This window comes from Streptomyces sp. NPDC059861 (genome assembly GCF_042731435.1).
Lineage (GTDB): Bacteria > Actinomycetota > Actinomycetes > Streptomycetales > Streptomycetaceae > Streptomyces.
Genome location: NZ_JBHWJQ010000002.1, coordinates 192,481 through 206,078 on the forward strand (window position 1 = coordinate 192,481; position 13,598 = coordinate 206,078).

Here is a 13,598-nt window from a genome sequence, read left to right on the forward strand (position 1 = left end):
ACGCCGACGGGCCGGACGGAAGCTGGGCTTCCGCTTCTTCCCGCACGGCTCACAGGACCCGCGTGTCCCTTGCACCACGAACGTACGTCATGCCACGGATGTGCCCTGTTTCCCCCGTACGGATCAGAGGCCTCCCGCGGACGCGTTCCATGGCGGAAGCTGTCAGGTGTGAGCCCTCGCGCGTTCGCCGCCGTCCCACCGCGCGCGTCTCATGTCGACGCGCGGCAGGTGACCCTCGGCCGCCCGGGCCGTCTCCTTCAGGGGCGTGCCCTCGGCGCGGTAGTGCCCGAGCGCCTCCAGCTCGTGCCCCGGAAGCAGGACACCGTCCGCCCGGACGACCCGCCACCATGGAACGGCACCCCCGTAGAGCGCCATCACCCGGCCGACCTGCCGGGGGCCGCCCTCCTCCAGCCACTCGGCGACGTCCCCGTACGTCATGACCCGCCCCTCCGGAATCAGATCGGCGACCTCCAGGACCCGCTCGGCGTACTCCGGCAGATCCTGCGCGTACCGCGGGCGGGCGTCCTCGGGAAGGCTGTCCTCGCTCATTCGCGCCATCCTGCCGCACACCTCCGACAACGCGACGCGCTCGCCACTGTGCGTGACCCTCGCCCTGCGTCAGAGCTTCGGGCAGACTGTGCGCCCCCGCATTTGCACCCTGATGCCCCCGTGTGTCGGTTGGGCATGCCACCATCGTGCGGGCGGTGACTGGTGATACGAGATCAAGAAGAGACGATGAAGCAGCAGGGTGTGCACGCCCAGGACGCGGAGAGCACCCCTGATGCCCCGTCGCGCCCGGACACCGCCGACGCGGACGACGCGCCCGTGAAGGGGGCCGACGAGGAGCCGGCCCGACGGGACACGGCCGAGGAAGCCGACGGCACGGCCGGACGGAGCCGCCACGACTTCGCCGGTGCGGCCGGCCGGGGCACCGGCGACGACTCCGGCGACCCGCGCACCGACGAGGTCGAGGGCGACGAGCCACTCCTCCCCGCGCGCGTGCACCGCCCCTCCGACCTGATGCGGCTCCTGGTGGGCGTGCTCGCCATCGGCGTGCTGCTCGCCATCGCCGCGTTCGCGCACGGCACCACCTCGGGGCTCGAACAGGACATCAACAAGGGCACCGGACAGGCGCCCGACCTGCTCATCAAGATCGCGGGACTGGCGTCCAGCATCGCGATCCTGCTGGTGCCGGTGGCGTTCGCGATCGAGCGGCTGATGAAGCGCGACGGGCTGCGCATCGCCGACGGCGTGCTCGCGGCGGTCCTCGCACACGGCGTCACCCTCGCCACCGACCTGTGGGTCGCCCGGGCGTCGCCCGACTCGATCCAGGACGCCCTCACCCAGCCCTCGCCCGGTGACATCCACGCCCTGACCGACCCGGTGCACGGCTATCTGGCCCCGGTCATCGCGTACATGACGGCCGTCGGCATGTCCCGCAGACCCCGCTGGCGCGCGGTGCTGTGGATCGTGCTGCTGCTCGACGCCTTCTCGATGCTCGTCACCGGGTACACCACCCCCTTCTCGATCATCCTCACGGTGCTGATCGGCTGGACCGTGGCCTACGGCACGCTGTACGCGGTCGGCTCACCCAACGTCCGCCCGACGGGCCGGACACTGATGGCGGGCCTGCGGACGGTCGGCTTCCACCCGGTGAGCGCGGCCCGCGAGGACACCCTGGACGCCGCGGACGCCGGCGCCCGCGGCCGGCGCTACTTCGTCACCCTGGAGGACGGCCCACCCCTGGATGTCACGGTCGTCGACCGCGAGCAGCAGGCACAGGGCTTCTTCTACCGGGTGTGGCGCAACCTGACCCTGCGCGGCTTCGCCACCCGGCGCAGCCTGCAGTCGCTGCGGCAGGCCCTGGAGCAGGAGGCCCTGCTGGCCTACGCGGCGATCGCGGCGGGCGCCAACGCGCCCAGACTGATCGCGACCTCCGAACTCGGCCCCGACGCGGTGATGCTCGTCTACGAGCACAGCGGCGGCCACACCCTCGACTCGCTGCCCGAGGAGGAGATCACCGACGAACTGCTGCGCCACACCTGGCACCAGGTGCGGGCACTGCAGTCGCGGCGCATCGCCCACCGCAGGCTGGCGGGTGACGCGATTCTGGTGGATCGTTCCGGCACGGTGATCCTCACCGACCTGCGCGGAGGCGAGATCGCGGCAGGCGATCTGCTGCTGCGCATGGACGTCGCCCAGCTGATGACGACGCTCGCCCTCCGGGTCGGCGCGGAGCGCGCGGTGGCCTCCGCCGTCGAGGTGCTCGGCCCCGACGCGGTGGCCGACTGCCTGCCCATGCTCCAGCCCATCGCCCTGACACGCTCCACGCGCGCGACGCTGCGGCGGCTGGCCAGGGAGCGGGCGGAACGCGAACGTGAGGCGGTGCTGGAGGCCTCCCGGCAGTCCAAACAGGCCCGGCTGGAGGCGGCCGGGGACGACACGGCGGTCGTACTCGAAAAGCTCGACAAGAAGGCCGTACGCGCGCAGAACCGGGCCGAGAAGCGGGCCATCGACGAAGCCCTGGACGAGGCGCGCGAGGACGATCTGCTCACGCAGATCCGGCACCAGGTGCTCCGGATCCGGCCACAGGCACCGGTCGAGCCGGCCCGCCTGGAGCGGGTGCGGCCGCGCACGCTGCTGAGTCTCATCGCCGGCGCGATCGGCGCGTACTTCCTGCTCACCCAGCTCACGCACATCGAGTTCGGGCCTCTGATCGCCAACGCCGAATGGGGCTGGGTCATCGCGGCCGCCCTGTTCTCGGCGCTCAGCTATGTGGCCGCCGCGATGGCCCTGCTGGGCTTCGTACCCGAGCGGGTGCCGTTCCTGCGGACCATGGCCGCGCAGGTCGCCGGCTCCTTCGTGAAGATCGTGGCGCCGGCCGCGGTGGGCGGTGTCGCGCTCAACACGCGCTTCCTGCAGCGCTCGGGCGTGCGGCCCGGGCTCGCGGTGGCCAGCGTCGGCGCGTCCCAACTGTTCGGACTCGGCTGCCACATCCTGATGCTGCTGGCGTTCGGCTATCTGACCGGTACCGAGAAGACGCCCTCCCTGTCGCCGTCCAGGACCGTCATCGCGGGTCTGCTGACGGTGGCGGTGCTGGTGCTCGTGGTGACCTCCGTGCCGTTCATGCGGAAGTTCGTCTCCACGCGCGTGCGGTCGCTGTTCGCGGGTGTCGTGCCGCGCATGCTGGACGTGCTTCAGCGGCCGCAGAAGCTGGTCACCGGCATCGGCGGCATGCTGCTGCTCACCGCCTGCTTCGTGATGTGCCTGGACGCCTCCATCCGCGCGTTCGGCGACGAGACGACCTCGATCAGCATCGCCAGCGTCGCCGTGGTCTTCCTCGCGGGCAACGCGCTCGGCTCGGCCGCTCCGACACCGGGCGGTGTGGGCGCCGTCGAGGCGACCCTGACCGTCGGTCTGATCGCCGTCGGCCTCCCCAGTGAGGTCGCCGCCCCCGCCGTACTGCTGTTCCGGCTGCTGACGCTGTGGCTGCCGGTGCTGCCGGGCTGGCTGGCGTTCAACCATCTGACGCGGAAGGGCGCACTGTAGGGACACCTGTGTGGGCGGCAAGTGAGGCACGCGCGCGTGCACTCGGCCGCTCCGTCCGGAGTGCCCTCGATCACGCCCCCACGTGCCCTCGGTCACGCAGGCCACCCCGCCCACGCGTACCTCGTACGGCCCGCCCACGGCGAGCGCCCCGGCGTTCCCGGGCGCAGGATGGATGCATGCCGAAACCTTCCCGGCTGCGCGCCGCTGCCCTGACCGCCTCCGCCGTGTTGCTGTCCACCGTGCTGGCGGGGTGCGGCGACGACTCCCAGGACCAGGATCTGACGGCCCAGAAGCTGAGCTGGAAGGACTGTCCGGCGCCCGACCAGGCGCAGGGCGGCGGTGACGCCCCGTCCCCGCTGCCGAACGGCGGCGACTGGCAGTGCGCGACGATGAAGGCGCCCCGCGACTGGAGCGACCCGGAGGGTGACACCATCGGCATCGAGCTGATCCGGGCCAGGACGAGCGGTCCGGCGGACAAGCGCATCGGCTCGCTGATCTTCAACTTCGGCGGCCCGGGCGGCTCGGGTGTCACGACGCTGCCCGCGTTCGCCGAGGACTACACTACGCTGCGCACCCGCTACGACCTGGTGAGTTTCGACCCGCGCGGGGTCGGCCGCAGCGCCGGGGTGTGGTGCGAGAACGACCAGCAGCTCGACGTCTACTTCCAGCAGGACGCCACACCGGACGACGCCGCCGAGCGCACCGAGTACGTCGACAACGTCAGAGAGTTCAACGCCGCCTGCGAGAAGAACTCCAAGAAGATGCTGCCGCAGGTGCGGACCACCGACGCGGCCCGTGACATGGACTTGATGCGCCAGGTGCTCGGCGACGACAAGCTCCACTACTTCGGCATCTCCTACGGCACCGAACTGGGCGGCGTCTACGCGCACCTGTTCCCGAAGAATGTCGGACGGGCGGTGTTCGACGCCGTGGTCGACCCCACGCAGGACTCCGAACAGGGCTCACTGGGGCAGGCCAAGGGCTTCCAGCTCGCGCTCGACAACTACGCACAGCACTGCGTGTCGCAGGAGGAGGACTGTCCGGTCGGGGAGAGCGCGCAGGACGTCAAGGACCGCATCGCCAAGCTGCTCAGGGACCTGGACAGCAAGCCGATCCCCGGCATCTTCCCCCGCGAGCTGACCGAGACCGCCGCCACCAGCGGCATCGCCCAGGCCCTGTACTCGCAGGACTTCTGGGAGTACCTCACCGAGGGCCTTGAGCAGGCGTACGACGGGGAGGGACAGATCCTGATGATGCTGTCGGACTCGTTGAACGGCCGCAACCAGAACGGCGAGTACAGCAACCTCACCGCGGCCAACGTCTCCATCAACTGCGCCGACGACAAGCCGCGGTACACCACCGAGTACGTGGAGGGGAGGCTGCCCGACTTCCGGGCCGCCTCACCGGTGTTCGGCGACTTCCTGGCCTGGTCCATGATGAGCTGCACCGACTGGGCGGTGGCCGGCGCCGCCGACCATCCGGACGTGAGCGCGCCCGGCTCGGCGCAGATCCTCGTCATCGGCAACACCGGCGACCCGGCCACGCCGTACGAAGGTGCCCGCAGGATGGTGCAGGCGCTGGGCAAGGGGGTCGGCGTGGAGCTGACGTACAAGGGGCAGGGGCACGGCGCGTACGACAGCGAGAGCAAGTGCGTGAAGCGAGCGGTGGACGGCTATCTCCTGGACGGAAAGGTGCCGGCGAGCGGGACAGTCTGCTCCTGACGGCGAACCCGCAGGTCAAAAGGTTATCCACAGGCTCCGACGGGTTCGGCTCGCTCCGCCTACCATGGCGGGACAGCCGTTGGCGACGGAGCGCGGGCGGCCTCACAGGGGGGATTGTGGCCATGTCACGTTTTGTACGGTGGACGGCTCCGGCCGTCGCCGCCGGGCTGTTGGTGGCGGGTTGCGCAGGCTCGTCCGACGACTCCTCGGACGACAGCAAGGGGACGTCCGCCCCACCGCCGGCCGAATCCTCCGGCGGGTCCGCCTCGGGACTGCCCTCCTCGCTCGCTAACCAGAAGCTCGACTGGGGCGACTGCGAGGCCACCGACGACGCCCCCGCACCCGGAGACGAGTGGCGGTGCGCGACGTTGAAGGTCCCACTGGACTGGGCGAAGCCTGAGGGCGGGACGATCGACCTGGCCCTGATCCGCTCCGAGGCGAGCGGCGACGACCGCATCGGCTCGATGCTCTTCAACTTCGGCGGGCCCGGCAGCTCGGGCGTCTCGACCCTGCCGGCGTACGCGTCCACCGCCTCCATGCTGCACGAGCGGTACGACCTCGTGAGCTGGGACCCGCGCGGAGTGGGCGCCAGCGAGGGCATCCGCTGCCGCAGCGACAGGGAGATACAGGCCGCAGAAGCGGTGGACGTCAGCCCGGACACATCGGCCGAGGAGACGGCGTACTTCCGTGACGCCGCCGACTTCGGCCAGGGTTGCGAGGCGTCGACCGGAAAGCTGCTGGCACATGTCTCGACCGCCGACACGGCCCGCGACATGGACCTGATGAGGCATGTCCTCGGCGACGCGAAGACGCACTACTTCGGCATCTCGTACGGCACCGAACTCGGCGGTGTCTACGCCCATCTGTTCCCGGAGAACGTAGGACGGCTGGTCCTGGACGCGGTCGTGGACCCGAGCGCCGACGCGGTGGGCCACGCCAAGAACCAGACGCTGGGCTTCCAGCGCGCGCTCAACGACTACCTGAAGTCGACCGGCCAGAACCCGGAGCAGGGCTCTCGGAAGATCGCGGACCTGCTGCGGCGGATCGACGCGGAGCCGCTGGCGACGTCGGGCGACCGGAAGCTGACGCAGTCGCTCGCCTTCACCGGCATCGTGCTGCCGCTCTACAGCAAGTCGAGCTGGCCCACGCTCACCGCGGCTCTGGAGTCCGCTGAACAGGGCGACGGTTCCGCGCTGCTGGCACTCGCCGACAGCTACAACGAGCGCGACGAGGCGGGCCGTTACACCACGACGACCCACTCGCAACGGGTCATATCGTGCTTGGACGACAAGCAGCGGCCCACGCCCGAGGAGGCGAAGAAGCTGCTGCCGGAGTTCGAGAAGATCTCGCCGGTATTCGGTCAGTTCCTCGGATGGGACACGGCGGGCTGGTGCCACGAGTGGCCGGTGGCCGGGCAGTTCGACACCCCGGAGGTGAGCGCCCCGGGAGCGGCGCCGATCCTCGTGGTGGGCAACACCGGCGACCCGGCGACGCCCTACGAGGGCGCCCGCAGGATGGCGGACGAACTGGGCAAGGGCGTCGGCGTGATGCTCACCTGGAAGGGCGAGGGACACGGTGCCTACGGGAGCGGCAGCGACTGCGTCGACTCCACGATCAACGCGTACGCGCTGGACGGAACGGTGCCGAAGGACGGCGAAGTCTGCTCATGACGACGGTGGGGGCCCCGCGTACCCCTGGCACGCGAAGCCCCCACCGGACGGAAAGCCCGACCCGATCAGTAGACCGGCTTGTCCGGCTCGATCTGGTTGACCCAGCCGATGACGCCGCCGCCGACGTGGACGGCGTCGGAGAAGCCCGCGGACTTCAGGACCGCGAGGACTTCCGCACTGCGGACACCCGTCTTGCAGTGCAAGACGATCTTCTTGTCCTGTGGAAGGGTCTCCAGGGCGGTGCCCATGAGGAACTCGTTCTTCGGGATCAGCTTGGCGCCCGGGATCGAAACGATCTCGTACTCGTTGATCTCGCGGACGTCGATGATCTCGATGTTCTCGCCGTCGTCGATCCACTCCTTGAGCTGCTTGGGAGTGATCGTCGAGTCGGCGGCCGCCGCCTGGGCCTCCTCGGAGACGACGCCGCAGAAGGCCTCGTAGTCGATGAGCTCGGTGACGGTGGGGTTCTCGCCGCAGACCGCGCAGTCGGGGTCCTTGCGGACCTTGACCTGGCGGTACTGCATCTCCAGGGCGTCGTAGATCATCAGGCGGCCGACCAGCGGCTCACCCGTGCCCGTGAGGACCTTGATGGCCTCGGTGACCTGGATCGAGCCGATGGACGCGCACAGTACGCCCAGCACACCGCCCTCGGCGCAGGAGGGGACCATGCCGGGGGGCGGGGGCTCCGGGTAGAGGCAGCGGTAGCAGGGGCCGTGCTCGGACCAGAACACGGAGGCCTGGCCGTCGAAGCGGTAGATCGAGCCCCAGACGTACGGCTTGTTCAGCAGCACGCAGGCGTCGTTGACCAGGTAGCGGGTCGCGAAATTGTCCGTGCCGTCGACGATCAGGTCGTACTGGCTGAAGATGTCCATCACGTTGTCGGCCTCGAGCCGCTCTTCGTGCAGGACCACGTTCACGTACGGGTTGATGCCGAGCACGCTGTCGCGGGCCGACTCGGCCTTGGAGCGGCCGATGTCCGCCTGGCTGTGGATGATCTGGCGCTGCAGGTTGGACTCGTCGACCTCGTCGAACTCCACGATGCCGAGGGTGCCGACGCCCGCCGCGGCCAGGTACATCAGGGCCGGCGAGCCCAGGCCGCCGGCGCCGACACACAGCACCTTGGCGTTCTTCAGCCGCTTCTGCCCGTCCATCCCGACGTCGGGAATGATCAGGTGGCGGGAGTACCTGCGGACCTCGTCTACGGTGAGCTCGGGGGCCGGCTCGACCAGGGGTGGCAGCGACACGGGGACTCCGTTGGTCGGTCTATCACTACGGATGTTCTTCGCGTAACACTGCCACGGCCTTTTTCATTCCGAGACACCTGTTCCGACACGCGAGACGATTTCGTCCCAGTAGCCGGGCATCGTCTCCCAGGGATCCGTGCGCCCGCCGCGATGCGTGCGCCCGCCGCGATCCGTGTGGTCGGTGAAGTAGATGGTCTCGGCGCCCTGCCAGCGTGCGATGCGCAACGCCTCGTCGAGATGGCCACGGGGCACTCCGTGCACGAAGTGGCAGAAGCGCTCGGGCCCGTACTCGGCGGTCCACTCGGCCGCCTGCGACCAGCGGTAGTCGCTCCAGGAACCGCGGAAGGTGACCAACTGGTCGGCGGACTCGGCATAGCCGGGGTAAGGGTGGGTGCCGTGGCCGAGGACGACATGGGCGTCGTCACGCAGGGCGCGCAGGGCGGTCGCGGTGCGGCGGATCTCGGGGAGGGCCGAGCGGTCGGCCGGGCAGCGGTCCAGGAGGAAGCCGTCGACCTGGTACCAGTCGAGATACCGGCGGGCGTCCGCGATCATCTCGCCGAAGCCGCGGGCGCCATACCGGGCGTCGAGACGACCGAGGACGCGGACACCGACGTTGCGGAGGCGGCCGGCCGCCTCCAGGCAGTGCGGGTCGGGAAGCACGCCGGGGCCGTCGGCGACGTTCAGGACGACCCAGTGCAGGGCGGCGCCGTTGCGGGCCAGTTCGACCCACTCGGTGGAGGCGAGGAGGGGGTGGGCAGGGCCGGGGACACCTAAGCCGGTGTGGACGCCGGTGTCGGCGGTTCTCGCCTTTGTCCTGGTCAGATACGGCATGCCGCCTCCATCCAGATGTCGGCGAGGGACTCCTCGAGGTTGATGCGGGGGCGCCACCCGAGGCGGTCGCGGGCGGTGCGGACGTCGGCCTGCTGCCAGCTGCCGCAGCCGTCCGGGTAGGGGTACGCGGCGGGGCCGGTGTGCGCGGAGGCGTGCGTGGCATGGGTGGCGTGCAGCGTGTGGGCGGTGTGCGCCTGGTGAGACCCGGGGGTGGCGTGGACTCCGTGGTCGGAGTCGGTGCGGTGGAGCAGGGGCTCAGCGGTGCGCGGGTGCGCCAGGGGTTCCGAACGGGGGTGGCCGATCGAGGGGCGGAGGGCACCGGGCGGGCCGTCGAGTTCGTGCAGGGCGCCGCCGTAGCCGGCCACGCGGGCGAGGACCGCGGCGGCGTCGCGGAGCCGGACGGCGCGACCGGAGCCGATGTTGATGACGCCCTGTGCGGCGGAGAGCGAGGCGGCGTGCACGGCGCGGGCCACGTCGCGGACGTCGATGAAGTCGCGCTGGGCGCCGAGGCCGCCGAGTTTGAGCTCGCCGTCGCCGGTCTGCATGGCGCGTCGCATGGCCTCGGCGAGGCGGCCCAGGGGGGAACCGGCGGGGGTGCCGGGGCCGGCCGGGGAGAAGACCCGCAGTACGACCGCGTCCAGACCGGAGCCGAGGACGAGTTCGGTGGCGGCGAGTTTGCTGACGCCGTAGGGGCCGCCGGGGCGGGGGACGGCGTCCTCCGCCGTGGAGGAGCCGGGCTGGCTGGGGCCGTATTCGGCGGCGCAGCCGATCTGGACCAGGCGGGCACCGCAGCCGCTGCGGCGAAGGGCCTCGCAGACGGTGGCGACGGCGACGGTGTTGTGGCGGGTGAGCTCGCGAGCGCCGCCCCTGGTGGTGCCGGCGCAGTTGATGACCACGCCGGGGTGGACCGCGTCGAGGAAGCGAGTGAGGGCGCCGGGGCTGCCGGAGGCGAGGTCGAAGCGGACGTCGGCGTCGTCGCCGCGGCCGAGGGCGGTGAGTTGGACCGCCGGGTCGGCGAGGAGGCGGTCGGCGACGAAGCGGCCCAGGTAGCCGTTGGCTCCGATCAGCAGGACTCTCATCGGACGGCTCCCGGGGCCGGGGTGGCGGATCGGGAGGTTGTCATCGGGGTCTCCTTGGGGAGGGGCGTAGAGGCCTGCGGCGCCTGGGCGCGTGGGGCCATGTGTGTGGGGTGGGGTTGCCTGCGGCCGCCGGGCGGACGGAGTCACGGGGTGAGGCGTGGCCTGCGGCGCCTGCCGGTGGAGCCACGTGCCGCGTGCCTGCGGCGCCGGGGGGCGCCGCCGGTCTGGCGTGGCCTGCGCGCGCGACTCCGGGCGCACGCCGTCATGCCTGCGGCGGCCCGTGCGGGTCGTGGGGGTGGGCGTAGCGCCTGCGGGCTGTCGTGGGGGGTGCGGGGCCGTGCCCGGGGGTGTCCGTCCTCGCAACGGCGCGGAGTCGGTCACTCACCGGGGCACCCGTGGTGACGCGCCCACCATCGCGGGCGGGCGCCTCCCGGCACGACCTCTTCCCGCCGCGGGCGGGTGCGGCTCTCGTCATCGCGTTGCCGTTTCGGCGTGCGCCGAGGCGCGGGTCAGTTTGCGGGTCGCGTGGATCAGCAGGGCCAGGGCCGCTGTTCCGCAGATCAGGGTCGGGACGGTGCCGGGGCCCCAGGTGTCGGTCAAGGTTTCGACGGGGGTGGCGAGGAAGGCGCAGTGCGGGAGGCGGGCCGTGAAGAGGCTCGCCAGGGCGGCCGTCTGGGCTGTCGCCGTGGCCGTGAGGATCACGGCGGGGGCGTAGGCGAAGCCGTGGACGGCGAGGAGCCGGGCCAGGAAGAGGAGGGCGGCGAGGGTGAGGGTCTGGGGGTAGGGGGCGGGTTCGTCCAGAGCGGCGGCGGCGAGGGTGAGGAGGGCCGCCATGGCCGTGAGGAACAGGCCGAACGTGCTCAGCAGGAGGGGCCGCACCGACGCGGCGAAGTCCTCGAGGCCCCGGCTGGCCGTCAGTCTGCGGCGGGCCCTCGTCGCGAAGTGGTGGGCGAGCCAGGCGGCGGGGGCGCAGGCCAGGGTGATGGTGAGGACGGAGGCCGTGGTGAGGGGCCAGGGGGCGTCCTGTGCGGTGGTGGGGAGGGCTTGTGGGCCTCCGGAGGCGGCTGCCTCGATGAGGCCGTCGCCCAGGGCGGCGTAGACGAGGAGTGAGCAGGTCCAGAGGTGGGTGCCGGCGGGCTGGGGCCTGCTCGCGCTCAGGGGGCCCCGGGTCAGGGCCGCGCGCAGGGAGAGGGCGACGGCCAGGGCGCCTGCCGCGGCAGCGAGGAGGCGTGTCTGGCCGTGGGTGAGGTGCAGGGCGGCCAGCGTGGCGGCGCAGGTGGTGCCGGGGAGGAGCGTGCTCAGGATCCACAGGGTGGGTGGGCGGGGGGTGGAGGAGGGGGTGGCGGCCTGGGGGGTGTCGTTGTCCCGGGGGGTTCGGGCGTACATCTCCTCCGCCAGCGAGAAGACGTCCTTGTGGCGGAATCGGGCGGCGGTGCGGTCGGTGATGCCATGGGCCTCCAGGCCCGCGGCGATCTCCAGCGGGTCCACCGCGCCTGCGCACAGTTCGCGATGACGGTGCATCAGGGCCTTCACCGGGTCGGCGGGGCCGCGGCGCGGAGCGGTCCGAGGGGCGGGCTCGGCCGATGGCTCCGTTGCGGGGGGCTGATCCGGGCGGGCGTCCCAGGCGCCGGGCCTGCTCGGTGCGCCAGGCAGATCGCGTTTGTGTACGTCGGTCATCGGACCGCCTCCGCCGCGGGGACGCGGGTGGTGGCGCGTACGGGTGGGCCCGCCGCCCAGCCGGGGCCGCCACGGGCCACCATGCGGCTCGCCGCGGCGGTCCAGCGGCCGGGGAGGTGGGCCTCGGCGGGGACGGCGAAGGGGAGCGGGTCGCCGGCGTCGTCGAGGGACGAGTGGCGGGCCGGGCTGTGCGAGACGATCTCCAGGTAAATGCCGTGAAATGCCGCGATGTTCTGCTCGACGGTGAACAGTTCGAGCGCGCGGGCGCGCGCGGCGGCGCCCAGACGTTCACGTCGCTCGGGGTCGCGCAGCAGCGCCACGCACGCCTCGGCGAGCGCCCGGGGGTTGCGGGGCGGCACCACGAGCCCCGTACCGCCGATGACCTCGACCACCGCGCCGACGTCGGTCGACACCGTCGCCCGGCCGCAGAACATGGCCTCGACCAGGCCGATCGGGAAGCCCTCGACGACGCTGGACAGGACACTCACGGCCCCGGACGCGTAGGCGTCGGCGAGGGTCGGCGTCTCCGGGCCGCCGATCTCCTCGAAGGAGACCGGGTTGTCGCCGACCGCGTGCGGACCGGCGGCCTCGTCGGGGAAGAGCTGGGCGGCCAGCGCCTTGCAGTGCGTGAGGTAGGCGGCGCCCTCGGGGCCGGCGGGCGCGCCGACGACGCGCAGCCGGGTGCCCGGTTCGTCCTTGCGGATCTCCGCGAAGGCGTGGAGGAGCGAGACGAGGTCCTTGGCCGGGTCGACCCGGCCGACCCAGACCAGCGCGTCGGGTGCCGCGCGCTCCGGGGACTCCCCCACCTCGGCGAAGGGGCCCGCGTCCATGCCGGGGTACACCGTGCGGAGCTTCGCGCGGTCGGCACCGCAGCGCTCCTGCCAGCGGCGGGCGTGCGCGTTGCCGGGCGTGATGTACGCGGCCTGCCGGTAGATCTCCGCCGCGAGCCTGCCGTGGAAGGCGGCGAGCAGGGACCGTACGGCGGGTGAGGAGTCGTGAGCGGCGAGGTAGTGCGTGCGCAGCCGCACCCCGTACTCGGTGACCAGCAGGGGTACGCCGGTGAAGTGCCGGGCCAGCAGACCGGGCAGGGCCGCAGCGCCGCCCGAGGCCGCGTGGCACAGGTCGAGCGAGCCGAGCCCGTCGTCCTCGTACCAGTCGAGCGAGAGGGGGCGCAGGGCGTGTTCCAGGCGGGCGGCGACGGTGAGCAGATCCGGTACGCGCGCCTCGTGCGCCGCACGGAGGGCGCCCGGCGCGCGACAGGCGCACTCCAGGGCGCGTACGGCGGTCTCGGAGCGCAGTGCGCCCACCAGTCCGCCCTCCTCGCGGGCGAGTTCGGCAAGCCCGTACAGGGCACTGGCGAAACGGTCCGCCACCGTGGCCGAAGAGTCGTCCGACCCCGCGGTGATCCCGTCGTCCCCGTCGGTGGCCGCCCCGGCGCACAGCACGGCCGCCAGTTCCCCGTAGCAGTCGGCGAACCGCCGGCGTGCACGGCGGCCGTACACGACGCCGTCCTCTTCCGCCGTCCACAGCGGTGCCGTACGGACGCGGCGGACCTGGGACGGCAGCGTCAGCCACCCCTCGCCCTCCTGGTCCTCGCTGCGGCTGAGCGCGTATACGTCGACCTCGTGCTGCGCGAGCCCGCGCACGAGCCGGTCGCACCAGGGACTGGCGTCACCGCTCACGTACGGATAGCCACCCTCGGTGAGAAGTCCTATGCGCACGGATGCACCCCCGATCTTCCTTAAGGGAAGCCGTCGTTGGACCGACGGCTCGCAGCGGGAAAGAACGTATGCGGACAAGCCGGTGGCGCGACGGACGGTTGTCCGT

9 protein-coding genes are annotated in these 13,598 nt (G+C 71.9%); 3 read left to right on the forward strand and 6 right to left on the reverse strand.

Annotated features, from left to right (window positions below; all coding sequences use genetic code 11):
- Positions 1-162: 162 nt before the first annotated feature.
- Entirely contained in the window at positions 163-549 is a 387-nt protein-coding gene (locus tag ACFV6X_RS02965; protein ID WP_385376700.1) for an MGMT family protein, read from the reverse strand.
- 186 nt (positions 550-735) lie between these two features.
- On the opposite strand from ACFV6X_RS02965, the gene ACFV6X_RS02970 reads away from it, so the two are divergent.
- From ACFV6X_RS02970 to ACFV6X_RS02980, 3 genes are all read left to right on the forward strand, one after another.
- Complete coding sequence (locus ACFV6X_RS02970; RefSeq protein ID WP_385376703.1) at positions 736-3,549, forward strand: YbhN family protein; 2,814 nt, start codon at positions 736-738, stop codon at positions 3,547-3,549.
- A gap of 176 nt (positions 3,550-3,725) precedes the next feature.
- Positions 3,726-5,270: an alpha/beta hydrolase gene (locus ACFV6X_RS02975; RefSeq protein WP_385376706.1), complete on the forward strand. Its 1,545-nt coding sequence runs from the start codon at positions 3,726-3,728 to the stop codon at positions 5,268-5,270.
- 122 nt (positions 5,271-5,392) lie between these two features.
- A complete protein-coding gene (locus tag ACFV6X_RS02980) occupies positions 5,393-6,940 on the forward strand; it encodes an alpha/beta hydrolase (RefSeq protein WP_385376709.1) in 1,548 nt (515 codons plus the stop codon).
- A 65-nt stretch (positions 6,941-7,005) separates the two neighbouring features.
- On the opposite strand, the gene moeZ is transcribed toward ACFV6X_RS02980, so the two are convergent.
- The 5 genes from moeZ to ACFV6X_RS03005 all read right to left on the reverse strand — a co-directional run bounded on the left by moeZ (position 7,006) and on the right by ACFV6X_RS03005 (position 13,492).
- A complete protein-coding gene (moeZ, locus tag ACFV6X_RS02985) occupies positions 7,006-8,184 on the reverse strand; it encodes an adenylyltransferase/sulfurtransferase MoeZ (protein ID WP_385376712.1) in 1,179 nt (392 codons plus the stop codon).
- A 63-nt stretch (positions 8,185-8,247) separates the two neighbouring features.
- Entirely contained in the window at positions 8,248-9,015 is a 768-nt protein-coding gene (locus tag ACFV6X_RS02990) for a spherulation-specific family 4 protein (RefSeq protein ID WP_385376714.1), read from the reverse strand.
- Positions 9,003-10,094 (reverse strand): NAD-dependent epimerase/dehydratase family protein, encoded by a 1,092-nt coding sequence (locus ACFV6X_RS02995; RefSeq protein WP_385376717.1) that lies wholly within the window; start codon positions 10,092-10,094, stop codon positions 9,003-9,005. Before ACFV6X_RS02995 ends, ACFV6X_RS02990 begins: the two co-directional genes overlap by 13 nt.
- Positions 10,095-10,565: 471 nt before the next feature.
- On the reverse strand, positions 10,566-11,771 hold the full coding sequence (locus ACFV6X_RS03000) for a hypothetical protein (protein WP_385376720.1): 1,206 nt from the start codon (positions 11,769-11,771) through the stop codon (positions 10,566-10,568).
- Entirely contained in the window at positions 11,768-13,492 is a 1,725-nt protein-coding gene (locus tag ACFV6X_RS03005; RefSeq protein ID WP_385376722.1) for a DUF3492 domain-containing protein, read from the reverse strand. Before ACFV6X_RS03005 ends, ACFV6X_RS03000 begins: the two co-directional genes overlap by 4 nt.
- Between the last annotated feature and the right edge of the window lie 106 nt (positions 13,493-13,598).